Source organism: Caulobacter sp. UNC358MFTsu5.1, from assembly GCF_000712075.1.
In the GTDB taxonomy this organism is placed as follows: Bacteria; Pseudomonadota; Alphaproteobacteria; order Caulobacterales; family Caulobacteraceae; genus Caulobacter.
In genome coordinates this window covers 481,129-504,468 of record NZ_JONW01000006.1, presented here as the reverse complement: position 1 = coordinate 504,468, position 23,340 = coordinate 481,129, and the positions used below count along the sequence as shown (strand labels likewise).

General features: G+C 68.1%; 19 protein-coding genes and 1 pseudogene. 4 read left to right on the top strand and 16 right to left on the bottom strand.

The annotated features are described in order from the left end of the window. Positions 1–21 precede the first annotated feature (21 nt). Together BR39_RS0111070 and BR39_RS0111065 are read right to left on the bottom strand one after the other, a co-directional pair. Positions 22–2,355: a family 20 glycosylhydrolase gene (locus BR39_RS0111070; protein ID WP_029911329.1), complete on the bottom strand. Its 2,334-nt coding sequence runs from the start codon at positions 2,353–2,355 to the stop codon at positions 22–24. A gap of 228 nt (positions 2,356–2,583) precedes the next feature. Next, positions 2,584–5,355, bottom strand: a complete 2,772-nt coding sequence (locus BR39_RS0111065; RefSeq protein WP_029911327.1) for a TonB-dependent receptor — start codon at positions 5,353–5,355, stop codon at positions 2,584–2,586. Between the two features lie 257 nt (positions 5,356–5,612). On the opposite strand from BR39_RS0111065, the gene BR39_RS0111060 reads away from it, so the two are divergent. Genes BR39_RS0111060 through nagA form a run of 3 tightly spaced genes read left to right on the top strand, consistent with a single transcriptional unit; the run spans position 5,613 to position 8,625 of the window. Beyond that, entirely contained in the window at positions 5,613–6,350 is a 738-nt protein-coding gene (locus tag BR39_RS0111060) for a GntR family transcriptional regulator (RefSeq protein ID WP_029911324.1), read from the top strand. Between the two features lie 56 nt (positions 6,351–6,406). Further along, entirely contained in the window at positions 6,407–7,486 is a 1,080-nt protein-coding gene (locus BR39_RS0111055; protein WP_029911322.1) for an SIS domain-containing protein, read from the top strand. After that, on the top strand, positions 7,486–8,625 hold the full coding sequence (gene nagA / locus BR39_RS0111050) for an N-acetylglucosamine-6-phosphate deacetylase (RefSeq protein ID WP_029911314.1): 1,140 nt from the start codon (positions 7,486–7,488) through the stop codon (positions 8,623–8,625). Before BR39_RS0111055 ends, nagA begins: the two co-directional genes overlap by 1 nt. A gap of 204 nt (positions 8,626–8,829) precedes the next feature. Here the strand turns inward: nagA and BR39_RS0111045 are convergent, their stop codons facing one another. The 13 genes and pseudogenes from BR39_RS0111045 to BR39_RS0110985 form a co-directional block, all read right to left on the bottom strand. Beyond that, positions 8,830–11,889 (bottom strand): TonB-dependent receptor, encoded by a 3,060-nt coding sequence (locus tag BR39_RS0111045; RefSeq protein WP_369795639.1) that lies wholly within the window; start codon positions 11,887–11,889, stop codon positions 8,830–8,832. A 260-nt stretch (positions 11,890–12,149) separates the two neighbouring features. Further along, complete coding sequence (locus BR39_RS0111040; protein WP_029911310.1) at positions 12,150–12,620, bottom strand: hypothetical protein; 471 nt, start codon at positions 12,618–12,620, stop codon at positions 12,150–12,152. Beyond that, positions 12,617–13,201, bottom strand: coding sequence for a response regulator (locus tag BR39_RS0111035; protein WP_029911308.1), 585 nt, complete (start codon positions 13,199–13,201; stop codon positions 12,617–12,619). Before BR39_RS0111035 ends, BR39_RS0111040 begins: the two co-directional genes overlap by 4 nt. Positions 13,202–13,217: 16 nt before the next feature. Further along, positions 13,218–13,604, bottom strand: a complete 387-nt coding sequence (locus BR39_RS0111030; RefSeq protein ID WP_029911306.1) for a hypothetical protein — start codon at positions 13,602–13,604, stop codon at positions 13,218–13,220. 5 nt (positions 13,605–13,609) lie between these two features. Next, on the bottom strand, positions 13,610–14,185 hold the full coding sequence (locus tag BR39_RS0111025; protein ID WP_029911304.1) for a chemotaxis protein CheD: 576 nt from the start codon (positions 14,183–14,185) through the stop codon (positions 13,610–13,612). Next, on the bottom strand, positions 14,182–14,571 hold the full coding sequence (locus BR39_RS0111020) for a response regulator (protein ID WP_010918325.1): 390 nt from the start codon (positions 14,569–14,571) through the stop codon (positions 14,182–14,184). The genes BR39_RS0111025 and BR39_RS0111020 overlap by 4 nt, the downstream gene beginning before the upstream one ends. A 4-nt stretch (positions 14,572–14,575) precedes the next feature. Continuing rightward, positions 14,576–15,604, bottom strand: coding sequence for a chemotaxis response regulator protein-glutamate methylesterase (locus tag BR39_RS0111015; protein WP_029911301.1), 1,029 nt, complete (start codon positions 15,602–15,604; stop codon positions 14,576–14,578). After that, positions 15,604–16,479 (bottom strand): protein-glutamate O-methyltransferase CheR, encoded by an 876-nt coding sequence (locus tag BR39_RS0111010; RefSeq protein ID WP_029911300.1) that lies wholly within the window; start codon positions 16,477–16,479, stop codon positions 15,604–15,606. The genes BR39_RS0111015 and BR39_RS0111010 overlap by 1 nt, the downstream gene beginning before the upstream one ends. Continuing rightward, positions 16,480–16,947 carry a chemotaxis protein CheW gene (locus BR39_RS0111005; protein ID WP_029911297.1) on the bottom strand — a complete coding sequence of 156 codons (468 nt, stop codon included), beginning with the start codon at positions 16,945–16,947 and terminating at the stop codon, positions 16,480–16,482. Between the two features lie 4 nt (positions 16,948–16,951). Further along, positions 16,952–19,294 carry a chemotaxis protein CheA gene (locus tag BR39_RS0111000; RefSeq protein WP_029911294.1) on the bottom strand — a complete coding sequence of 781 codons (2,343 nt, stop codon included), beginning with the start codon at positions 19,292–19,294 and terminating at the stop codon, positions 16,952–16,954. A 48-nt stretch (positions 19,295–19,342) separates the two neighbouring features. Next, positions 19,343–19,708 carry a response regulator gene (locus BR39_RS0110995; protein WP_028038734.1) on the bottom strand — a complete coding sequence of 122 codons (366 nt, stop codon included), beginning with the start codon at positions 19,706–19,708 and terminating at the stop codon, positions 19,343–19,345. After that, positions 19,705–19,992 carry an STAS domain-containing protein gene (locus tag BR39_RS0110990; protein ID WP_029911291.1) on the bottom strand — a complete coding sequence of 96 codons (288 nt, stop codon included), beginning with the start codon at positions 19,990–19,992 and terminating at the stop codon, positions 19,705–19,707. Before BR39_RS0110990 ends, BR39_RS0110995 begins: the two co-directional genes overlap by 4 nt. Then, positions 19,992–22,014, bottom strand: a pseudogene (locus BR39_RS0110985) (methyl-accepting chemotaxis protein). The gene BR39_RS0110990 and the pseudogene BR39_RS0110985 overlap by 1 nt, the downstream one beginning before the upstream one ends. A gap of 371 nt (positions 22,015–22,385) precedes the next feature. Between BR39_RS0110985 and BR39_RS0110980 the strand changes: the two are divergent. Continuing rightward, on the top strand, positions 22,386–22,697 hold the full coding sequence (locus BR39_RS0110980; RefSeq protein WP_029911285.1) for a hypothetical protein: 312 nt from the start codon (positions 22,386–22,388) through the stop codon (positions 22,695–22,697). A gap of 179 nt (positions 22,698–22,876) precedes the next feature. Here the strand turns inward: BR39_RS0110980 and BR39_RS0110975 are convergent, their stop codons facing one another. Next, positions 22,877–23,218: an endonuclease domain-containing protein gene (locus BR39_RS0110975; protein WP_029911282.1), complete on the bottom strand. Its 342-nt coding sequence runs from the start codon at positions 23,216–23,218 to the stop codon at positions 22,877–22,879. Positions 23,219–23,340: the final 122 nt, after the last annotated feature.

Genomic DNA, 23,340 nt, shown 5'->3' with positions numbered 1-23,340 from the left:
GGTACGCTTCCTGCTTGCTGATCAGTTCCGGCCGCTCTTGGCGGCGGCCGTGAGGGAGACGCTGTCGAGCACCAGGGTCGGCTCGACGGACTTGGCTGTAAAGGTCAGGCAGAGATCGTGGACCCCGCCCTTGGCCGGGATCCTGCCACCGACCGTTCCGAGGGCGGGCCCGCGGGCGGCGGCGCCCAGCGGGATGGCGGCGATCCGCTCGCCCGCGCAGCCGTCGATCCGCACCTCCAGCTCGCCGTCGGGCGTGGCCGGGGCGCGCAGCGGGATCTTCTCGCGGTCGGCGCCGATCTGGAAGTTGAAGGGCACCTGGCCGATGCGGGCGGTCAGGGTCAGGGCGGTCGACAGGTCGGCGCCCTTCCATACCCAGCAGGGGTTCATCAGGTCGACGGCGAACACCGCGCGCGGGCCGCCCACCGGGGCGTCGTCCTCGAGCGACAGGTTGATGCCGTTGCCGCAGATCTCGAGCTGATGGCTGTTGCGCGTGTGGGCGGCCAGCAGGCTGACCGGATAGTCGCGGACCCGGCCCAGGGGCTCATCGCCCAGGAAGGTCCGCGTGCGGACGGTCTTGCCCGGCGCGACGCTCAGGGGCGCCGCGTAGAGGCTGGAGGCCTTGGTCGGCGCCTTGCCGTCGGTGGTGTAGCGGATCTCGCCCAAGCCCAGGCCCGAGGCCAGGGCGACCGACACCTGGCCGCCGTCGGCGGGGCGCAGGGTGGCCTGGGGTTCGTAGGGCACGGTGTCGTGGGCCACGCCCAGTACGTCCATCCGGGCGATCTCGGCCGGCAGGCGGGCGGCGAAGCTGTCCCAGTCGCGGCCGGCCTCGGGCGTCCAGCCGTTCTCGGCCACGGCGATCAGGCGCGGGAAGGTCATCTTCTCCAGCCGCTCGTCGGTGCGCATGTGCTCGGTGAACGAATTGGCCTGCAGGCCCAGGATGTGGGCGCGCTGGGCCTGCGTCAGGGCGGCCGGAGCGGCGTCGAAGTCGTAGACGTCCTTGAGGCTGACGATCTTGATCCGGCCGGGCGGCTCGTCGGCCGAGGCGCTCTGGCGGCGGTCCATGTAGAGGGTGCTGTCGGGCGCCAGCACCGCGTCGTGGCCCTGCGAGGCGGCGGCGACCGCCCCCTCGACCCCGCGCCAGGACATGACCGTGGCGTTGGGGGCCAGGCCCCCTTCCAGGATCTCGTCCCAGCCGATCATCCGCCGGCCGCGGCTGTTGATGTGCTTTTCGGCGCGCTGGATGAACCAGCTCTGCAGCCCGTGCTCGTCCTTGACGCCCAGGGCCTGGATCTGGGCCTGGACCTCGGGGCTGGCCTTCCACTGGTCCTTCACGGCCTCGTCGCCGCCCACGTGGATGTATTCGGACGGGAAGAGGTCCATCACCTCGTCGAGGATGTCGTTCAGGAAGCCGAACGTCTCGTCGCTGGGCTTGTAGAGATAGGGGAACACGCCCCAGTCGCCCATGTTCGCGCGCGGCGGATTTTTCGTCATGCCGTACTGCGGATAGGCCACCAGCGGCGCTAGGGCGTGGCCCGGCATCTCGATCTCGGGGACGATGGTGATGCCGCGCGCCGCGGCGTAGGCCACCAGCTCGCGCACTTGGTCCTGGGTGTAGAAGCCCTGGTAGCGGATCGGCTTGCCGGTCTTGGGGTCGCGCCCCGCCGCCCCGGCCGGGACGCGCCAGGAGCCTTCCGAGGTCAGCTTCGGATACTTCCGGATCTCCAGCCGCCAGCCCTGGTCGTCCACCAGGTGCCAGTGCAGGACGTTCAGCTTGTGGGCGGCCATGGTGTCGAGGATCGACTTGATCGTCTCGACGCTCTGGAAGTGGCGGGCGCTGTCCAGCATGAAGCCGCGCCAGGCGAAGCGCGGGGCGTCGTCGATGCCGACGGCGGGCAGCTGGGCGGGCCCCTTGGCGGCGTCCTGCACGGCCAGCTGCCAGACGCTGACGGCGCCGTAGAACAGGCCCGCGCGCTTGGGGGCGGTGATGACGACGCCGGTCGGGGCGATCTCGACTTTGTAGGCCTCGATCTTGTCGCTGGAGACCGCGCCCCGGGCCAGGACGATGGCCGCCTCGCCGGCGGAGGGCGCGCCCTCGACGACGGCGGGCTTCAGGCCGCGGGCCTTGAACAGCATGTCCGACAGCTGGCCGGCCACGACGCGGGCCTCGACGTCGCCCTTGGCGACGAAGATCCGGGTCCTGGCGGTCAGGGCGAAGGTCCCCTGCCCCGGGGTCGCCTGGGCCGGGGCCGGCGTCAGGGTCAGGACGGGCTGAGCCGCATGGGTCGCCGAGGCGAAGGCCAGGGCGACCACCGACGCCGAAAGGATCGCCGAGGCCTTGAGGGCGGAAAAGGTCATGAGAGGTCGCTCACCAGCTGACATGCGGAAAGGACGGGGCGGCAAAAAGCGGGCGGAGCGTTTGACCGCTCCGCCCCAGCTCCGTGCTTGCAGTCAGGAGGACTTTGGTCGCGATCGGCGGCGGCGGGCAGGTCATGACGCGATCCTGGACCATGCCGCCTCCGATGCAACGATCTCGGGAGGAAACTACGGGCCTCCGGCGCGGACGCCGGAGGCCCGGTACGCGGACTAGAACTTGAAGCGGACACCGCCGAAGATCATGCGGCCGTTCTTGTAGATACGGGCCGGACGGTTCGGATCGTTGTCGTAGTTGTCGGTCTGCTTCTCGTCGGTCAGGTTGATCGCGTCGAGGCTGAGCGAGATGTTTTCGGTCAGGTTGACGCTGGCCGAGGCGTCCAGCGAGGCGATCGAGTCCGACCACAGCTGCCGGTAGCCGCGCTCGGCGTCGTAGTCGACGAAGAACTTGGACCGGTAGTTGTAGGACAGACGGGCGCTGAAGCGGTCGTTCTCGTAGTAGCCGCTGACGTTGAAGATGTTCTTCGAGTTCGACGGCACCGGAACGCCCGTGGACGAGCTGGCGTCGGAGTAGGTGTAGTTGGCCAGGACGCCGAAGCCGTTCCAGATGGGCATCTGGAAGTTGACCTCGAAGCCCTTGGTGTCGCCGCCCGCCACGTTCACCGGACGGCCGACGCTGTAGTTACAGCTGTAGAGGCCCGGCGATTGCAGCACGCACTGGTTGGCGGGGTTCACGACCCGCGGGTCGTTGGCGGCGGCCTGCAGCGGCAGCTTCTCGGTCGTCGCGCCCTGGACGATGAAGGTCGAGATGTCCTTGTAGAAGAAGTCGACCGACAGGATCGACTGCGGGGCGAAGTACCACTCGAGCGTCGCGTCGTACTGGTTGGCGCGATACGGGTCGAGGTTCGGGTTGCCGCCCGAGGCCGTCAGCAGGGACTCGGTCAGCGAGGTGAAGCCGGCCATCTGGGCGTAGTCCGGACGGGCCAGGACGCGGCCGGCGGCCACGCGGAGCACCAGGTCGTCCTTCAGGTCGAACGCGAAGTTCGCCGAAGGCAGGATGTCGGTGTACTCCTTCTCGCCCGAGGTCGGCGCCATCAGGCCGAACGGGTTGTTGATCGCGCCCGGCGTGCCCGCCGAGACGCCGACGCGCCAGGCGTTGGTCTCGATCTTGGTGTTGACGACGCGGACGCCGACGTTACCGCGCCAGCCGTCGCCCTTCAGGTTGCCCATCACGTAGCCGCCGAAGGTCTTCTCGTTGAAGTCGAAGCTTTCGAGCGGACCGAAGTGGTCGCAGTTGGCCAGGCCGATGCAGCCGCCGGTGTTGGGGTTGTTCGGGTCGTAGATCGTGGCCGGACCCATCGCGGCGTAGATCGCCTCGATCTTGTTCTTGTCGGCCGTCAGGTACGAGCTGAGCACGCCCGGACCCTTGATGCCGTCCAGGTAGTCGCTGGGCGTCGGGCCGCCGGCGACGTCGGCCAGCGAGCAGGCGTGGCCGCCGCAGGCGCTGGCGCCGAACAGGGCGCGGCGCTGACCGTAGGTCTGCACCACGTCGCGGTCGTGGTCGGTGTACTTCAGGCCGAACTTGACCGAGCTGAACACGCCGCCGTCCAGGAACTTCTCGCCGTCGACGAAGGTGTAGAACTCGTCGTCGTCGTTGACGGTGGTGTTGGCCGACACCCAGCCCAGCGACATCTCGTCGTCGGCGGTCTGGGGGTTGATGTCGGTGAAGCTCACCTTCGGCAGGCCGCCCGACAGGTCGTAGCTCAGGCCGGTCGCGGCGTTGGTTTCCCAGAACGGCTGCAGGTCGGTGGCGCCCTTGGCCTTGGTGTAGCCGACGCGGCCGCTGAACTCCCAGCCGTCGGCCGGACGCCAGGTGCCCGACAGGTCGAGCGAGCCGACATTGGTATGGGCCAGGCGGTCGATGGCGTCGAACACCACGCCGTTGGCGCCGGGGGTGTTGAAGTTGCCGGCCACGGCGGTGCCGTTGCTGACCTTGGTGATGTTGAAGGTCTCGGTCGGCGTCGTGGCCAGGGCGCCGATCTTCTGGCTGACCCACGCCATGTAGTTCTGGTTGAAGTTGTCGGCGTCCATGTGGGAGTAGAACCCGGTCAGGTTCACGTCCCACTTGTCGCTGGGCGCGTATTGGATGGCGAAGTTGGCGCCCTTGCGCTCGCGGGTCTGGGTGAACAGCGACGAGCCGATCAGGCTGGGCGCGTAGACCGTCTGGCCGGGCGTGATGCCGGTGATGTTGGTCCCGTTGCCGGTGGCCGTCGTCACGGCCTGGTAGCCCAGGACCTCGATGCCGTCGCGGCGGATGCGGCGCTTGTCGTAGATGCCGCCGACCAGGACGCCGAACGTCTTGTCGGCGTTGTGCCAGCTGAGCATGGCCGAGGCGGTCGGATCGGTGTCGCCCGACTTCTCGTCGTGGAAGGCCTGCAGCGAACCGGAGACCGTCAGCGGGTCCAGGTCCAGCGGGTTGCGGGTGTGCACGTTGACCGTGCCGCCCACGCCGCCTTCGTCGATGTCGGCCATCGGGCTCTTGAACACCTCGACCTTGCCGACGATTTCCGACGGCAGCATCAGGTAGTTGAAGCTGCGGCTGGCCTTGAACTGGTCGAGAATGAACCAGTCGGCGGTGGCCACGGCGTGGCCGTTCAGCAGGGTGCGGTTCAGGGTCGGCGCGGTGCCGCGGATCGAGATACGCTCGCCTTCGCCGAATTCACGCTGGATGGTGACGCCCGGGACGCGTTGCAGCGACTCGGCGACGTTCTTGTCCGGGAACTTGCCGATGTCTTCGGCGGTGATCACGTCGATCACGGCGTCGGCGTTACGCTTGGCTTCGACCGAGGCCTGCAGCGAGGCCCGGATGCCGGTGACGACCAACTCGTCGACTTGTGTAGAGTCCTGCGCGAAGGCCGGCGCGGCCAACGCGACCGCCAGAACGCTGGCGGACGCAGTTAGAATGGTCTTGTGGAAATTTCGCATACTCGGCTTCTCCCCTTTTTCCAGACCCTTGGGCCTGGAGCCGAACCCCAAGCCCAATCTGATACCAATTATCTGCGGACATCCGTAGAATGCGGTACTTCTCGGGCCTCGGAAGGCGACTGTGACGGAAATTTATCGGATGACAAGGCCAAAAAAGAACCAATTGCAGACCATGTTCTTATTGGTACGAAAATGGTCATATGCTATCCCGGTGGTCACGGGGTGGCGCGGTTTTGCGCGGGGGTGCGGAATTGACGATGTTTTCTGAGAGGATCGGCGGCCTGGCCGGCGACGACCACGCCCCGCTCTACAAGCAGCTGCAACGCGCCCTGCGCGAGGCCATCCAGAAGAAGGTGCTGGGTCCCGACGACGCCCTGCCGGCTGAACGCGACATGGCCGAGGAGTTCAACATCTCGCGTATCACGGTGCGCAAGGCGCTGGACGGCCTGGTCAGCGAAGGCCTGCTGACGCGCCGCCAGGGCGCGGGCACCTTCGTCGCCGCGCGCGTGGAGAAGAGCTTCTCCAAGCTCACCTCGTTCACCGAGGACATGATCTCGCGCGGGCGGGTCCCGCGCAGCGAATGGATCAGCAAGGCCATGGGCGCCGTCACGCCCGAGGAGTCGCTGACCCTGGGCCTGTCGCCCGGCACGCCGGTCTTCCGCTTCGCCCGCATCCGCTACGCCGACGGCGCGCCGATGGCGCTGGAATATTCCACCGTCGCCGGCTTCGCCCTGCCCTCGGCCGAGGTGGTGGGCGTTTCGCTCTATGAAGCCCTGGAGGCCACCGGCCACCGCCCCGCCCGCGCCCTGCAGCGGCTGCGCGCGGTGCTGTTCACCGCCGAGCAGGCCGAGCTGCTGGGCGTGCCGGTCAAGGACGCGGGGCTGCTGATCGAGCGCCGCAGCTTCCTGCCGGACGGCCGGGCGGTCGAAGTGACCCAGTCCTATTACCGCGGCGACGCCTACGACTTCGTCGCCGAACTGAACGCCCTCAGCTGAGGGCCACGCACTGAGCGGGGCCCGCCCCGCACGCTTATGTAAAGGGAACGCCTGCTTTGGAGGCCAACGTCTTGACCCGACCCGCACCCCCCGCTGAACCGGCGAGGCTGACGGCGGAATCGACCCGCATGTTCCTCGAGGCCGGCCAGGCCTCGCAAGCCGTCGCCGCCCAACTGGCCGCCAACGCCGCCCGCGCCGCCAAGATCGGCGAGCGCCTGCGCGCCCAGCCGCCCCGCGCCGTGGTCACCTGCGCCCGCGGCAGCAGCGACCACGCCGCCACCTTCGCCAAGTACCTGGTCGAGACCCGCACCGGCGTCCTGACCTCGTCGGCCGCCCTGTCGGTCAGCTCCGTCTACGCCGCCCAGCAGGACCTGGGCGACGTGCTGTATCTGGCCATTTCGCAGTCGGGCAAGAGCCCGGACCTGCTGGCCGCCGTCCAGGCCGCCAAGGCCGCCGGCGCCTTCGTCATCGCCCTGGTCAACGACACCGCCTCGCCCCTGGCCGCCCTGGCCGACGAGGTGCTGCCGCTGCACGCCGGGCCCGAGCTGAGCGTGGCCGCCACCAAGTCCTACATCACCGCCCTGTCGGCCATCGCCCAGCTGGTCGCCGCCTGGACCGGGGACGAAGACCTGACCGCCGCCCTGTCCACCCTGCCCGCCCTGCTGGCCGAGGCCTGGACCCTGGACTGGACCCCGGCCGTCGAGCGCCTGAAGCTGGCCCGCAACCTCTATGTGCTGGGCCGCGGCGTCGGCTTCGGCGTCGCCCAGGAGGCGGCCCTGAAGTTCAAGGAGACCTGCGGCCTGCACGCCGAGGCCTTCAGCGCCGCCGAGGTGTTGCACGGGCCCATGGCCCTGGTGAAGGAAGGCTTCCCGGTGCTGGTCTTCGCCCAGAACGACGAGAGCCGCGACAGCGTCGACGCCATGGCCAAGGGCGTGGCCGAACGCGGCGCCGATGTCCTCCTGGCGGGCGCCGGAGAAACAGGCGCCGGGGTCCTCCCGGCCCTGGCCGCGCACCCCGTGATCGAGCCGATCCTGATGATCCAGAGCTTCTACCGGATGGCCAATGCGCTTTCGGTGGCGCGCGGCTACGATCCCGACAGCCCTCCGCACCTCAACAAGGTCACAGAAACCGTCTGATGCAGTCTGTTCTCGTTAATGGCCGCATCCTGACGCCCGAGGGGATCGTCGACGGCAAGGCCGTGGCGATCGCCGACGGCCGGATCCAGGGCCTCATCGACAGCGCTGACACGCCGGCGGGCGCCCAGCGCCACGACCTGGACGGCGGCCTGCTGGTCCCCGGCTTCATCGACACCCAGGTCAACGGCGGCGGGGGGGTGCTGTTCAACGACGCCACCACCGTCGAGGCGATCGCCGCCATCGGCGCGGCCCACCGCCCCTACGGCACCACCGGCTTCCTGCCGACCCTGATCAGCGACGACCTGGCCGTGGTCGACGCGGCCATGCGCGCCACCGAGCAGGCGATCGAGGCCGGCGTGCCCGGCGTGCTGGGCGTCCACATCGAGGGCCCGTTCCTCAATGTGAAGCGCAAGGGCATTCACGATTCCAGCAAGTTCCGGACCCTCGACGACGAGGCCGTGGCCCTGCTCAGCTCGCTCAAGCGCGGCAAGACCCTGGTGACCCTGGCGCCGGAGACCACCACGCCCGAGATGGTCCGCCGCCTGGCCAGCGCCGGGGTGACGGTGGCCGCCGGCCACACCAACGCCGCCTACGGCACGGTGCGCAAGGCGCTGGACGCCGGCCTGACCGGCTTCACCCACCTGTTCAACGCCATGTCGCCCCTGACCAGCCGCGAGCCCGGCGTGGTGGGCGCGGCCCTGGAGAGCCAGACCGGCTGGTGCGGGATCATCGTCGATGGCCGCCACGTCGATCCGGTGACCCTGAAGATCGCCCTGCGCACGCGGCCCCTGGACCGCTTCATGCTGGTGACCGACGCCATGCCGACGGTCGGCATGACCGAGAAGGACTTCAACCTGCAGGGCCGCCACATCCGCGTGGTCGACGGGGTCTGCGTCGACGACCACGGCACCCTGGCGGGCTCGGACCTGGACATGATCGGCGCGGTCCGCAACGCCGTGTCGATGCTGGGCCTGTCGCTGGAGGACGCCGTGGCGATCGCCTCGGCGTCGCCCGCCGCCTTCCTGGGCCTGGCGGGCCGGCGCGGCGCGATCCGCCCGGGCGCCGCCGCCGACCTGGCGCTGCTGGACGACGCGCTGCAGGTGCGCCGGACGTGGATCGACGGGGTTGTGAGCTCATAAATCCGCTCATCCCGGCGAATGCCGGGACCCAGATCCCATAGCGGTGTGGCGGACTGGAAGAGCTCAACGCTCGTGGCGTCAGCCTCAAAGCCATTCCATCTGGGTCCCGGCATTCGCCGGGATGAGCGGCTTCAAACAACCACCAAAAAAGAAGGGCGCTGGTTTGCACCAGCGCCCTTTGGTCGTTTCGGGGAGGAATGCGACCTAGAACTTGTACTTCACGCCCAGATAGAACTGACGGCCGTAGTGGACGTACTCTTCCGAGCTCAGTCGGGTGGAGTCGTCGACCTTGCTGTCTTCCTGGTCGGTCAGGTTGATCGCCTCGAAGGTGACCGTGAACTTGTTGAACTCGTAGCTGACCTGACCGTCGAGGTTGAAGGTCTCTTCCTTGATCCGCACGTCGTTGTTGTTGGTGGCCGAGGGGGCCACCTGGATCAGGTACTGGTCGCGATACGAACCCGAGACACGCGCCTTGAACGGCCCGTTTTCGTAGTAGAGCGTGGCGTTGAAGGCGTCCGGCGACAGGTTGACCAGCGGCTGGGTGACCAGCACGGCCGGAGCGGTCTGCACGCGCGGCGTCACGCCCGGAGCGGTGTAGGTCGGCGACTTGATGATGTAGGCGATGTCGCTCTTGACGTGGGTGTAGTTCAGGATCGCGCCGAACTTGTCGAACGGAGCCGGCAGGAAGGTGAACGGGCGCTGGGCGCTCAGTTCGAAGCCTTTCAGCTTGCCGCCCGGGCTGTTGACGTTCGTCGTCACCGTGAACTCGGTCGCCGCGGTGTTGCCGTTGCTCAGCAGGCTGTCGGGCAGGCCCGTCTCGGCCCAGGTCATGACCTCGGCGGTCTGCTGGATGTAGGACTTGATGTCCTTCTGGAAGAAGCCGGCCGAGAACAGGGTTTCCTTGTCCGGATACCACTCGAAGCTCAGGTCCAGGTTGTTCGCCAGCATCGGATTGAGGTCCGGATTGCCGCGCGTCAGGGTCTGGTTGCTCTGGCTCATGGCGGTGAAGCCAGGGGTCAGGTTCGGCAGCTGCGGACGCGTCATCACCTTGGCGGCCGCGAAGCGGATGAAGAGGTTCTCCATCGGCTGGGCCGAGATGTTCAGCGACGGCAGGGTGTTGGTGTACTCGCGGTCCACCGTCTGGACGGCGTCCGTGGCCACCTGTTCGGAGATGACGCCGAACGGGGTGGTGACCGCCACCGTCTTGTTGCCGGAGTTGTAGTGGCCGGTCGCCGACTGCTCGGTCTTCACCTGGCGCACGCCGAAGTTGCCGCGCACCGGGATGTTGAAGATGTCGTAGTCGAAGTCGCCTTGCAGGTAGAAGGCGGTGTCCTTCTCGGTGATCTCGCGCAGGGCGCCCAGCTGGTTCAGGACGCTGAGGCGGAAGTCGCCGTACTGGTTGATGCAGTTACAGTTGTAGTCGAGGACCTTCGACAGCTTGTCCAGGTCGGGCGCGATCCACGAGGTCGGCACGCCCGACGGCAGGTCCAGACCGCGGCCGAAGCCGGTGATCAGGCGCGAGACGTCGGCCACGGTGACGCCGGCCGGCAGGCCGTAGGCCGCTTCGGCGGTGAAGGTGGTGCCGGTGGTGGCCAGGTTGCGCGAGTACAGGCGCTGCTCCCACGAGGAGAAGCCGTATTCCTTGTAGTCGCCGCCGTAGCGCAGCTTGAAGCCGTCCAGGATCTGGTAGTCGACGTCGGCCCGGAAGGTCTTGAAGGTGTTGACCGCCTTGCTGGGACGCATGCGCAGCAGCGACGGGTCGCCGTTGGCGTTGCTGGGGCTGTAGACGAAGTTGGCCGGATTGGTCGGGTCGAAGCCGTAGTTGAAGTTGGGCAGCTTGTCGTTGGCCGAATAGTCGTAGCTGTAGTTGTCGCTGTTGTAGCGATCGAACGAGAAGGTCGTCTGGACCGGGTTGTCCTGGATCGAGCGCGACTGGCCGTAGACCACGTTCAGGTGACCGGCTTCACCGAACTTGGTGTCGTAGGTCAGGGTGAACTGGTTGAACTCGGTCTTCAGGTCGTCGTGGCGGTACTCGACGCGGGCGTCGACGTCGTCGAACGTGCCCTTGATCAGGTGGCCCTTGTCGTCGGCCTGGAAGTTGACCACGTCGGTCTGGGGCATGCCCGCGCCGCTGCGGCTGAACGAGATGACTTCCAGATAGGTTTCGTCGCGGTTGTTGGTGAAGTTGGCCACCAGCGCGTCGAGGCTCAGGGTCGAGTTCTCGGTCGGGCGCCATTGCAGCGAACCGGTCAGGCCCAGGCGCTTCTGGTCGTACTGCAGGCGGCCGTAGCGCGGGATGCGCGGGTGCCACAGGTTGTTGGCGGTGCCGGTCGCGGCCGGGGTGGTCGGGCTGGTGCCGCCGACGACGGTGCCGATCTGCGAGCAGGTCAGGGGCGGACCGCTGACCGGATTGTAGGCCGCGCCCGTGCAGGGGAACGCGGTCGACGAGTTGAAGGCGACCGACGGGTTTTCCCAGCGGCCGGTCGACGAGCCTTCTTCCAGCGTCTTGCGCTCGGCGTAGGCCACCGAGATCAGGGCGCCGATCTCACCGATGCCGGTGTCCCAGCGGTTGCTGGCCAGGAAGGTGAAGCGCGGGTCGTTCTCGCGCGACAGGTCGTTCCAGCCGATCTTGGCGCCCATGCTCATGGCCGGGCCGCTGAAGTCGAACGGACGCGCGGCCTGCAGGTCGATGATGGCGCCCAGCGAGCCTTCCTCGTTCGAGGCCGAGGTCGACTTGCGCACGGTGACGCTGTTGAACAGTTCCGAGGCGAAGATCGAGAAGTCGAACTGGCGGCCGCGGTTGGCGCCGCCCGAGCTGTCCTTGCCGCCGGTGGTGGCCAGGGCTTCCAGGCCGTTCAGGCGCACGACGGTGAAGTCGGGGCCCAGGCCGCGGACGGTGATAGTGCGGCCTTCGCCGCCGTCGCGGTCGATCGACACGCCCGGCACGCGCTGCAGCGACTCGGCCAGGTTCAGGTCGGGGAAGTCGGCGATGTCCTGCGCCTTGATGACATCGACCAGGTCGTTTTCACGACGCTTGATGTCCAGGGCGTTGGCCAGCGAGGCGCGGAAGCCGGTGACGACAACCGCTTCGACGGCGTTGTCTTCCGGCTGGGCGGCGGGGGCGGCGGCGGGCGCGTCTTGCGCCGCGGCAGCACCGGCCATGGCCATAGCCATCAGCATGGCGCCGCCGGAGGCGCCGAGTTTGAGCGCGCGGATGCGCGTCTTGGAAACCTGGGACAATGTATCCTCCTCCCGTGACCACATTCTTCTGAACGGCGCTTCCGCGCCGCCCGGCCTAGAACACGTCCGCGCTTCCTTCCCGCGCGGCCGCCCTCGAGGGCCGTCATTTTTGACACCGGTGTCACACCTTTGTGAGGTGTTGTCCTGACACCGGTAGCAATGCAAGCGGTATCAAATGAAACCGCCGTTCACAAGATGGCTGAAGCGTGGCGAAACGTAGCGGCGTCGCAATCGTGTCGTTTCGGTCACAACCCAGCCAAGCTTGTTATAGGGCCCCTGCCCCCTCAGAGGTCCTCGATGCGCCGTTGGCTGACCTTGTTGAGCCCGTCGATCACCGCGCGGCGCTGGTCGGGGTTCAGGTCGGCCGTGCGCAGCAGGCGCAGCGAATTGATGTGCACGTCGATGGCCTCCCAGCGCCACGCGCCGGCCTCCGAGCAGGTGTCGACCAGGGCGCAGAACGAGATCGCCGCCTGGTCCACGCACGAGCCCGGCAGGAAGCCCGACACGTCGATGATGCGCAGCGCCAGGGTGTAGAGGTCCTGGAAGGCGCCGTCGCCGCGGGTAGCCGCGGCCGGCTTGCCGAACCGGCTGTCGATCTCGGCCAGGGCGGCGTCCAGCACCGCCAGCGACTCGGCGCGCAGCGGCTCCAGCGCCGCGTCGGCGGCCGCCAGGGCGTCCTTGGCCATCATGCCGCCGTTGGCCCGGGCCAGCATCGACAGGCGGTTGGGAGCGCGGAACTTGCGGGCGACGGTCATGACTTGGCTTTCTCGGAGTCCGACGACTCCAGGGATTGGGCGCCGGGCGGACGCAAGGCTTGCGGGGGGTCCTCGCGACGACGCCCCTTGGCGCCGTTGGGGGGACCGTCGTTCTTGAACCGCCGGTCGGGACCGAGATACGTCTCGCACTCGATGAACTGCCGGTCTTCCTTGGCCGCCCACAGGATGCGCTCCAGCACGATCTTGGGGGTGATCGGCTTGGCGATCGTGAAGTTGGCGCCGGCGTCGCGCGCCTTGAACACGTGCGACGGCGGGGTGTGGCCGGAGACCAGGATCACGGCCAGGTAGCGATTGGCCTCCAGGGCGCCGCGGCGCAGCCACTTGACCAGCTCGTAGCCGTCGACCCCGGCCATGTTGGTGGCGCTGATGACCAGGTCGAAGGTGCGTTCGCGCAGCAGGGTCTGGGCGGACTTGGCGCTGTCGGCCCGCGTCAGGTTGCCGACCCCGAAGCCCAGCAGCACCTGGGACAGCAGGTTCAGCGACGGGGCGCTGTCGTCGACCAGCAGCACCTCGACCTTTTCGAGGTTGATCCGCGTCGAGGCGTGGAGCGGTTCGCGCATGGGCTGGAACCTGGGTCTAGAAGAAGTCGAGCTCGCCGGCCTCGGCGGTCCAGCCCGCGTGGTCCTGGGCGTCGCGCAGGCGGCCCACCAGGTCGGCCAGGCCCAGGCCTTCGAGCAGGGGCTCGACGGCCATGCTCCACTCGCCCGAGGCGTGCTGGCCGATGCGGGCCAGGACGTCCGACAGGCCGTGCAGGCGCTGGCTCAGCTCATCCAGGGCCTGCAGCCGCGACAGGTTCTCCAGCGCCGCGCCGCCCGTCGCCAGGTCGCCGGCGATGTGCTCGCAGTCCCGGCAGATCGCCGCGGCCGCCATCAGCTCCGCCGCCAGCCGACGCGAAAGCTCGCCCACGGGCAGCTGCCCGCGGGTGTCGTCGGCGTCGTTGGTGGCGAGCGGCTGTGCGGTCATGGGCGTCAGAACAGATCCACATCGCCGCTGGACACGGCAGGCATCGGAGCGGGCGTGGAACGACGAACGTCCTGCGGGGCGTTGTCGACGGCGACCAGGCGCTGGCGGACCCGGCCGGACGCCGGCCAGAACTCGACGCGGCGCGCCGACAGCCCGCCCGTGCTGGACGAGACGATCGGGATGCCTTCGTCGCGCAGGAAACGCTCGGCGAAGGCGGCGTTGCTGGCGCCGACGTCCGAAAGGCCGTCGAACAGCTTGCCGCCGCCGAAGATCTTGGCTTCCAGACGGTCGCGGCGCGCGCCCTTCTTCAGCAGGCCGTTGATCAGCAGTTCCATGGCGAAGGCGCCGTAGCGCACGGCGTCGCCGCCGTCCTTGCCGCGGTCGCCCGCGTCGGGCAGCAGGAAGTGGTTCATGCCGCCGATGCCGGTCGTCGGATCGCGCAGGCACGCGGCGATGCACGAGCCGAGCACCGTGGTCATGACCACGTTCGGGTCCGACGACACGTGGCTTTCGCCTTGCGTGACGTGGACCTTGACCGCCGGGCCGGAGGCGTCGTCTGGGTGAGGGTCCCGTCCGATCATGTCAGCTGGCCAAAGACCTGTTCGATCTTTTCCTTCAGGCCCTGAACGGTGAACGGCTTGACGCAGTAGTTGTTGACGCCGAACTGCACGGCGCGCTGGACCAGCTCGCGGTCGGCGCGGCCCGTCAGCATGACGAAGGCGGTCTGGCGGATCGGCGGGTGCGAGCGCACGGCGCGCAGCAGGGCCAGCCCGTCCATCTTGGGCATGTTGAAGTCCGAGATGACCAGGTTGGCCGGCTTGGCCAGGAGGTTCTTGAGAGCCTCTTCGCCGTCCGGGGCCTCGCGGATGTCCTTGAACCCGATCTGCTGCAACGCATTGCGGATCAACGCCCGCATGGTCAGCTGGTCATCGACGACGAGAACGGAAATGGTGCTTGCTTGGGGCATGGGTTCATCGCCTCGCGGAGGCCAGATCGAGGATGGTTTGGCCCATGGAGGACAGGGGAACCTGCTTCTCCACCGCGCCGAGTTCAAAAGCCGTACGAGGCATGCCGTAGACGACGCAACTGGCCTCGTCCTGGCCGACCGTCTTGGCGCCGGCCTTGCGCATGGCCAGCAGGCCCTGCGCGCCGTCGCGGCCCATGCCGGTCAGGATGGCGCCGACCGCCTTGTCCCCGACGGCCTGGGCCACCGAGTTGAAGAGTACGTCGACCGAGGGACGGTGTCCGCTGACGGGGTCGCCCTGCACCAGGCGGCAGCGCAGCCCGGCCGAGCGGACGACTTCCAGGTGGGTCGCGCCGCCCGGGGCGACATAGACCTTGCCCGGCTCCAGCAGGGCGCCGTCGACGGCTTCCTGCACCTTGGCGCCGCTGGCGCGGTCGAGGCGGGCGGCGAAGCTGGCCGTGAAGGTGGCCGGCATGTGCTGGGTGATCACCGTCGGCGGGCCGGTCTCGGGGAACTGGCTCAGGATCGTCAGCAGGGCTTCCACCCCGCCGGTCGACGAGCCGATCGCCACGATGTCGCCCGAGGGCAGGTAGTTCTGGCGGCGGGCGGCGGCCGGAGCGGCGTCGGCCTTGGTCCGCACCGAAGCGCGGGCGGCGGCCTTGACCTTCTCGGTCACCTCCTGGAGGGCCTCGGCGGTGCCGGTGGCGGTCGTGGGCTTGCCCACGCAGTCCACCGCGCCCAGCTCCAGCGCGCGCAGGGTCATCTCGGCCCCGGCCTGGGTCAGGCTGGAGACCATGACCACCGGCATCGGCCGCAGGCGCATGATCTTCTCGAGGAACTCGATGCCGTTCATGTTCGGCATCTCGATGTCGAGGGTGACGACGTCGGGGTTCAGGGCCTTGATCATGCCCCGGGCCTCGAACGGGTCGCCGGCGGCGCCGACCACCTCGATCTCGGGATCGCGGGTCAGGGCGGCCGTGATCAGGCCGCGCATGGTGGCGGAGTCGTCGACGACGAGAACGCGGATCCTGGCCATCAGCGACCTCCCACCTTGCGATAGGCGGTCAGGCCGGCGCTCTCGAACGCCGTGACCGACGCGCCCACGCGTTCGGAGTGGCCGACATAGAGCTTGCCGCCCGGCGACACCAGCGGCGCGAAGCGCTGCCAGACCCGCTCCTGGGTGGGCTCGTCGAAATAGATCACCACGTTGCGGCAGAAGATCGCGTCGAACGGACCCTTCATCGGCCAGCTGGGGCCGTTCAGGTTCAGCTCGCGGAACGCCACCATCTGGCGGGCGGCCTCGCAGACCCGGAAGCTGCGGCGGTCGCTGGCGTCACGCTCGAAATACTGGTTGCGCATGTTGGCCGGGATGCCCTCGAGAAGGGCCTCCTCGTAGACGGCGGTCCGGCCGGTGGCCAGCACGTTGGTGTCGATGTCCGTGCCCAGGATCCGGATGTCCAGATCGGCGGCGTTCGGCCACACCGACAGCACCGTGAAGGCCATCGAATAGGGTTCCTGGCCCGACGAGCAGGCCGCCGACCACAGGCGCAGGCGCCCGCCGGCCCGCACCTTGTCGGCCATGGGCTCCAGGATGTTGGCGCGCAGGTCGTCGAAGTGGTGCGGCTCGCGGAAGAACCGGGTGACGTTGGTCGTCAGGGCCCGCAGCATGTGCTGCTGCTCGTCGACATTGCCGTCCTGCGCGACGAACGTGCAGTACTCGGCGAAGGTCTTCAGGCCCAGGGTGCGCAGGCGCTTGGCCAGGCGCGAATAGACGAGCGTGGCCTTGCTGTCGGGCAGGCTGATGCCCGCCTGATCGTACAGCAGGGCCGCGATCCGCTTGAAGTCTGCGCTGGTGAAGGCGAATTCGCCGTCGACCAGGGCCTCGCGGGATGAGATCGAGGAAGAGGTCATCTAAGCGGCCAGGGCCTCGCGCTCGGGGAGCAGGCGGTCCAGCGAGATCTCGCTGATCATCCGCCCTTCGATGGAAATGATGCCCTTCACGAAGTGACGGACGTTCTCGCAGGCGATGTCCGGGGTCGGCTGGCACATGTCGTCGGTGATCGACAGGATGTCGGACACCGCGTCGACCAGCAGACCGACGGTGCGGCTGTCGGCCTGGACCACGATGAACACGCTGCGCACGTTCGGCTCGGTGGTCTGCATGCCGATGCGGGCCGCCAGGTCCATGATCGGCAGGACCGCGCCGCGCAGGTTGATCACGCCGCGCATGTAGACGGGCGACTGCGGCAGGGTGGTGGCCGGGCTCCAGCCGCGGATCTCGCGGACGGCCATGATGTCCACGCAGTACTCCTGCTCGCCGACGCGGAAGGAGATCAGTTCGCGGGTTTCGTTGCTGGCTTGGGTGTTGGCTTCGGTCATCGGGCTATTCCGCGGCGATGAGGGTGGGATCGGCGGGGCGAGGCGGTTCGCGGCGGCGCAGGTTGATCACCGCGTCGACGTCGAGGATCAGGGCCACCCGGCCGTCGCCCAGGATGGTCGCGGCGGCGACGCCCTCGACCTGCTGGTAGTTCTGCTCGAGCGACTTGATGACCACTTGGCGCTGGCCGTGGATGGCGTCGGCCACCAGGGCGGCGCGCGAGCCGTCCTCGCCCTCGACCAGCAGGACCACGCCCTCGGTCGCGGCGGGCGAATGCTCGCGGTAGTTCAGGGTCAGGCCCACGTCGATCAACGGCACGAAGCTGTCGCGCACGGCCAGCACCGAGCCGACCGGGCCCAGGGGCCGGATTTCCTCGGCCTTCGGGCGCAGGCTCTCGACGATGCAGGCCAGCGGGATGACCAGGGTCTCGCCGGCGACGTCGACCACCATGCCGTCCAGGACGGCCAGGGTCAGCGGCAGGCTGAGGGTGAAGGTCGAGCCCTGGCCCGGACGCGAGGCGATCGAGATCCGGCCGCCCAGGGCCTGGACCGAGCGCTTGACCACGTCCATGCCGACGCCGCGGCCGGACACGTCCGAGATCTTGTCCGCGGTCGAGAAGCCGGGGAGGAAGATCAGGTTGTCGATCTCTTCGTCGGTCAGCTGCAGGTCCGGCGAGATCAGGCCCTTCTTGACCGCGATCGAGTGGACCCGCTCGCGGTTGATGCCCTTGCCGTCGTCCTGGACCTCGATGACGATCCGGCCGCTGCGGTGCAGGGCGGCCAGGCGCACGACGCCTTCCGGGTTCTTGCCGGCCGCCTTGCGCTCCTCGGGGCTTTCCAGCCCGTGGTCGATGGCGTTGCGCAGCATGTGGGTGATCGGGTCGGCCAGACGCTCGATGACCGTCTTGTCGACCTCGGTGTTCTCGCCGTCCATCACCAGGCGGGCCTGCTTGCCCGTCATGTTGGCGACTTCGCGGACCAGGCGCGGCATGCGCTGGAACACCGACTTCACCGGCTGGGCGCGGATGGCCATGACGCTGTCCTGGATCTCGCGGGTGAGCTGTTCCAGCTCATCCAGACCCATGGCCAGGTTCGAGGACGGGGCGATGCCGTATTCGCCGACGCGCTGCGCCAGCATGGCCTGGTTGATGACCAGCTCGCCGACCAGGTCGATCAGGCGGTCGATGCGCTCGGGATCGACGCGGATCACCGACTGGCCGGGACCGGGGACGTCGATCTGGGCGGGCTTGGCGGCGGCGGCCGGGGCGTTGGCCGCGACCGGCGGGGTGGCGGGAGCCGGGGCCGAGACGGGGGCCGGGGCGGGCGCGGCGGCCTCGACCACCGGAGCCGGGGCTTCGACGGGGGCTTCGACCACGATTTCGGCCACGGGGGCCTCGGCGACGATCTCGAGCGGCGCGGCTTCGAGGACCGGTTCCGGCGCCGGGGCGGCGACATCCAGCAGGGTCGCCAGCACGTCGGCCACGGGGGCCTCGCCGCGGACGATCTCCAGGTCGCAGTCGCCGTCGACGAATTCGAAGACTTCGCGGATGGCCTCTTCGCCCTGGTCGGTCTCGACCCGCACGCTCCAGGTGACGTAGGCGGCTTCGGGGTCGAGGAATTCCAGGGCCGGCATGGCGCTGTCGTCCAGGGCCGCCTGGATCGGGCCCAGGCGGCTCAGTTCGCGCAGCAGCAGGGCCGTCTCGTTGGCCTTGCGGTACAGGTCCGACTTCGGACGGATCGACACCGTCCAGACGTTGCCGTCGAGCACGGCCGCGTCGGCGGCCTGGGCGTCGAGGGTGATGGTCATGGGCTGGAAGTCGAAGCCCAGGTCGTCGTCGTCCAGGCCGTCCCCAATGTCGCTTTGGGGGGCGCCGATGACGATCGGGGCGGCGGCGTCCACATAGGCCGGGGCCGGAGCCGCGGCTTCCTCCGCCGGGGCGGCGGCGGCCGGGGCGGGCGCGGCGTTGGGGTCGGTGGCGATCTTCAGCTCGGCGGCCATGGCGGCCGAGGCGTCCATGTCGACGACGCCCAGGCCGCGGGCGGCGCTGACGTGGTCGGCCAGCACGTCCGAAGCGCGCAGCAGCAGGGCGGTCAGGTCCGGCGTGCCGGGGATCTCGTTCGACCGCAGCGCGTCCAGCAGCGTCTCGAACACATGGGCGAAGCGCACCAGCGGCTCCAAGCCGAACGCGCCCGCGCCGCCCTTGATCGAGTGCACGGCCCGGAACACGGCGTTGACGGTGTCGCCGTCGTCGTTCCCGTCCTGCATGGCCAAGAGCCCGCCTTCAAGATCCGCGAGCAGTTCCTCGCATTCCTGAAAGAAGGTGACCTTGATGGCCTCTAGCTCGTCCATTCCCCGACTTCCTACAAAGGTATTTCAGTACCTAGAGCACTTGATTCATCAGGCCGCGACGCGGCGGATCGCCTCAACGAGCTTCTCAGGATTGAACGGCTTGACGATCCAGCCCGTCGCGCCGGCTTCCCGAGCCCGTTGCTTCTTGCTGGGGTCGCTTTCCGTGGTCAGCACCAGGATCGGGATCGCGCGGTAGTCGTCGTCGACCCGCACGGCCTCGATGAAGCCGAAGCCGTCCAGCTTGGGCATGTTGATGTCGGTGATGATCACGTCCGGACGATGGGCGGACAGCACTTCCAGCCCGTGTTCGCCGTCGACGGCTTCGACGACGTTGAACCCGGCTCCGGCGAGGGCCATGCGCAGCATGTCCCGCATCGTGCGCGAGTCATCGACCGTGAGGACAGTACGCGTCACGATGCAGCTCCTTGAAGTTCGGTCTGCAGCAGGGCCCCTTCGGCCCCGAACAGACGGATGGTTTCCACGAACGCCTCGGAAGGCGCGGTGATCGAAAAGGGTTTGCCGTCCTCGGCCCAGGCCTTGCGGGCGGCCAGCAGGACCTGCAGGCACAGGCCGCCGAGGCGACGGACCTGGTCCGCATGGATCTCGATGTCCTGGCCGCGGCGTTCGACGAACGCCTGCTTGAGCGGACCCGAAGCCTTCAGATCAAGGGTTTCGGGCAGGGCGATCGCGGTCGACATCAAAACTCCTCCCAACCGTCGGCGGCGGGGGCGGCCGCCGTCGCCGCGCCGCCGCGTCCGGGACGGGCGAAGGCGTTGAGGCGGGCGCGCTGTTCAGCCACCGGATTGGCGGCGGGGGTGTGCACGGCCGGGTCGGCCGCCTGCGGACGCTCGTAGGCGGCCGTCTGCTGGCGGCCGTCGCCGACCCGGAAGCGACCGATCAGGCGCACCAGCTCGCCGGTCTCGCCCTTCAGCGAGTGGGTGGCGGCGGTCGATTCCTCGACCATGGCGGCGTTCTGCTGGGTCACCTGGTCCATCTGGTTGACGGCGGTGTTCACTTCGTTGAGGCCGGTCGCCTGTTCGGCGGCCGAGGCGGCGATCTCGGTGACCAGGGCGTCGATCTCGCCGACCTTGACCACGATCCGCTGCAGGGCCTCGCCGGTCTGGCCGACCAGGCTGACGCCTTGGCTGACCTGCTGGGTCGAGGACGAGATCAGGGTCTTGATCTCCTTGGCGGCTTCGGCCGAGCGCTGGGCCAGGGCCCGGACTTCCTGGGCGACGACCGCGAAGCCGCGGCCCGCGTCACCCGCCCGGGCGGCTTCGACGCCGGCATTCAGGGCCAGCAGGTTGGTCTGGAAGGCGATCTCGTCGATGACGCCGATGATCTGGTTGATCTGCTTGGACGAGTCCTCGATCGCGCCCATGGCCGAGACGGCCTCGTGCACGACCTGGCCCGAATGCTGGGCTTCGCCGCGGGTGCTGGCGACCACTTCCGAGGCCTGCTTGGCGCCGCCGGCGGTGCGGCGCACGGTGGCGGTCAGTTCGTCCAGGGCGGCGGCGGTCTCTTCAAGCGAGGCGGCCTGCTGCTCGGTGCGGCGCGACAGGTCGTCCGAGGCGTGGGCGATCTCGTCGGCGCCGGTGCGCAGGCCGTCCGTCGAGGCCGCGATGACCTTGATGGTTTCCTGCAGCTGGGTGATGGCGGCGTTGAAGTCGTCCTTCAGCTTGCGGTAGTCGCCCGGGAAGTCGGCGCTGACGCGGAAGGTCAGATCGCCCTTGGCCAGGTGCTCCAGGGCCTCGGCCAGCGACGACACCACCAGGGCGTTCTCGCGGGCGGCGGCGGCCGAAGCCTCTTCCTTGGCGCGACGCTCGTCGGCGGTCAGGGCGGCCGACTTCTCCTGCTCGGCGCGCATCTGCTCGAGGTGGATCTGGTTGTCGCGGAAGACCTTCAGCGAGCGGACGATGGCGCCCAGCTCGTCGCCGCGCGTCATCTTCTCCAGGTCGATGGCGTTGTCGCCCTTCGACAGCTTCTCGGTGGCGCCGGCGATGTCGCCGATCGACTTGCGGGTGGTCATGACGGTCATGAAGGCCAGGCCGGCGACCGCGCAGAGCGTGATCAGCGACATGACGATCGTGGCGCTCATGGCCGCGGTGGCCTCGGCCTGCTTCTTCGCCGTCTCGGTGGCGATGCGCTTGTTGGCCGTGGCGACGACCGCGTCCAGCTGGCCGGTCATCTTGGCGTATTGTTCTTCGAACGGGGCGATGAAGCCGACGGCCATGTTGAAGTCGACGCCGATCATGCCGCTCACCGTGTCGATGGCGCTGCGGCATTCGTCGAGCGACTTGATCAGCTCGGCGATCTTCGGCTGCTCTTCCTTGGGCAGCTTGCCCTTCAGAGCGGTCAGGTCCTTCTTGAGCGCATCGGTCTCGGTCAGGATCGCGGCCATGCGAGCGTCGTTCTTCTCGACCTCGATGTTGCCGGCCTTGTGGGTGAGCACGGTGTAGAGCTCGCCGTTGATGTTCGAGATCCGCTTGGAGATCGCCTGGATCTCCATGTTCTCGCGCATGTCGTTCTCGACGACCTGCTTGAGCGCTGCGGACTGGCTCTTCTGCACGACGATCGAGCCGCCGGCCATGAGGGCCAGCATGAGCAGGGCGAACGCCGGCGCGAAGCCGATTTTGATGATCAACGGAAGATCGACGAGCCGGAAGCGCTTCATCGGTTTTGTCCCCTCTTGCGGCGTTACCGTGCGCACGGATCGCCAACGTCGAGGGGGATCATCACGGTATATTCCTAATAGTTCCTGACTTTGGTTAAGAGCGTTTGCCGCAGGGGGTGTCGCACCCCCCAATTTCCCGCGCCCTCCCCGTCCCGCCCCGGCTCCCGGGGATAAAGGCCCGCGCGCGCGCGTGAGTCATTCCTGACGGGCGGGGTCCGGGCGCGGAGTCATCGCGACCGCAATCAGAGTCTAGTTTCAGGTGAAACCGACGTATTCGCCAAATAACCGTGGTTACCGATAAGTAAATAAAACAATTTTCGGTGACTCAGAATATTTTAACTCGCACCTGCGAAAAAGCTCAGGCGTCCGGACGACGCGACGTCCGAAGGGCGAGACAACACTACTAGGAGCAGCGGGATGAAATATCCGATCGCTATTGCCGCGGGAATCGCTGGCAGCTTTTTCGTCGCTCAAGCCGCCTCGGCGGCCGGCGGCTTCGAAGACCAAATGGGCCGTTGCCTGCAGCAATTCGCGAACACCCGCGACGCCGCTCAGGTGATGCTGGAATGCACCGCCACCGACGGTAAGCTGGCCGACTGCAAGGTCGTCGACAACAGCGCCGCCGGCAAGGGTTTCGACAAGGCCGCCATGTGCATCGCTGAAAAGCTGCCGATGGGCGCCAAGACCGGCACCGTGAAGGTTCCGTTCCGCTTCCCGGGCGGCGCGTAAGCTTTCAAAAGCTCCCTGGGCTTATTCCAGGGATCTTAATACGCCTCCGCTGGCTCCGTCGGAGCGTCCTTACAGGGGACGCTCCGGCTAGGCCGGCGGGGGCGTTTTGCGTTCATATTTCCCCTCTCTCTTTGAGAGAGGGAGGGGCCCGCCGCCGCAGGCGGTGGGAGGGTGAGTGGTTACACCCTGTCCGAACGAAGCACGGCCAGGATGTCGTCGCCCACGGCGCCGGGATCGGTCAGGACCCGATCGTTGGGAAACCGCAGGACCATGTATCCGAACAACTCCAGCACCTCCGTGCGACGCTGGTCATAGTCCTCGCGCCCGTCATGAGCCGGGCCGTCCAGCTCGACGATCAGCTTGCCCGCTTCGCAGACGAAGTCGACGAAGTAGCGGTCTATGGGGAACTGCCGCACGAACTTGAAGCCGCCTAGCTGGCGGTTGCGCACCAGCTTCCAGAGCGCCTTCTCGGCCGGAGTCTGGTTCCGGCGAAGGCGGCGGGCGTTGGCGGTCGCATCCATGGGACAAGCTTGAGCTCGCCCTTCGAGACCGCGCAACGGAAGGAATCGGGATTTTCCGGCCGACGGTGAAACCACTCACCCTCCCACCGCTTCGCGGCGGGCCCCTCCCTCTCTCTAAGAGA

Excerpts from the sequence above, each read along its gene's own strand:
- BR39_RS0111025 (WP_029911304.1), bottom strand. The coding sequence starts at position 14,185 with ATGATCGGACGGGACCCTCACCCAGACGACGCCTCCGGCCCGGCGGTC.
- BR39_RS0111020 (WP_010918325.1), bottom strand. The coding sequence starts at position 14,571 with ATGCCCCAAGCAAGCACCATTTCCGTTCTCGTCGTCGATGACCAGCTG.
- BR39_RS0111010 (WP_029911300.1), bottom strand. The coding sequence starts at position 16,479 with ATGACCTCTTCCTCGATCTCATCCCGCGAGGCCCTGGTCGACGGCGAA.
- BR39_RS0111070 (WP_029911329.1), bottom strand. The coding sequence starts at position 2,355 with ATGACCTTTTCCGCCCTCAAGGCCTCGGCGATCCTTTCGGCGTCGGTG.
- BR39_RS0111015 (WP_029911301.1), bottom strand. The coding sequence starts at position 15,604 with ATGGCCAGGATCCGCGTTCTCGTCGTCGACGACTCCGCCACCATGCGC.
- BR39_RS0111065 (WP_029911327.1), bottom strand. The coding sequence starts at position 5,355 with ATGCGAAATTTCCACAAGACCATTCTAACTGCGTCCGCCAGCGTTCTG.
- BR39_RS0111060 (WP_029911324.1), top strand. The coding sequence starts at position 5,613 with ATGTTTTCTGAGAGGATCGGCGGCCTGGCCGGCGACGACCACGCCCCG.
- BR39_RS0110980 (WP_029911285.1), top strand. The coding sequence starts at position 22,386 with ATGAAATATCCGATCGCTATTGCCGCGGGAATCGCTGGCAGCTTTTTC.
- BR39_RS0111000 (WP_029911294.1), bottom strand. The coding sequence starts at position 19,294 with ATGGACGAGCTAGAGGCCATCAAGGTCACCTTCTTTCAGGAATGCGAG.
- BR39_RS0110990 (WP_029911291.1), bottom strand. The coding sequence starts at position 19,992 with ATGTCGACCGCGATCGCCCTGCCCGAAACCCTTGATCTGAAGGCTTCG.
- BR39_RS0110975 (WP_029911282.1), bottom strand. The coding sequence starts at position 23,218 with ATGGATGCGACCGCCAACGCCCGCCGCCTTCGCCGGAACCAGACTCCG.
- BR39_RS0111045 (WP_369795639.1), bottom strand. The coding sequence starts at position 11,889 with ATGTGGTCACGGGAGGAGGATACATTGTCCCAGGTTTCCAAGACGCGC.
- BR39_RS0111030 (WP_029911306.1), bottom strand. The coding sequence starts at position 13,604 with ATGACCGCACAGCCGCTCGCCACCAACGACGCCGACGACACCCGCGGG.
- BR39_RS0111040 (WP_029911310.1), bottom strand. The coding sequence starts at position 12,620 with ATGACCGTCGCCCGCAAGTTCCGCGCTCCCAACCGCCTGTCGATGCTG.
- nagA (WP_029911314.1), top strand. The coding sequence starts at position 7,486 with ATGCAGTCTGTTCTCGTTAATGGCCGCATCCTGACGCCCGAGGGGATC.
- BR39_RS0111035 (WP_029911308.1), bottom strand. The coding sequence starts at position 13,201 with ATGCGCGAACCGCTCCACGCCTCGACGCGGATCAACCTCGAAAAGGTC.
- BR39_RS0111005 (WP_029911297.1), bottom strand. The coding sequence starts at position 16,947 with ATGACCGAAGCCAACACCCAAGCCAGCAACGAAACCCGCGAACTGATC.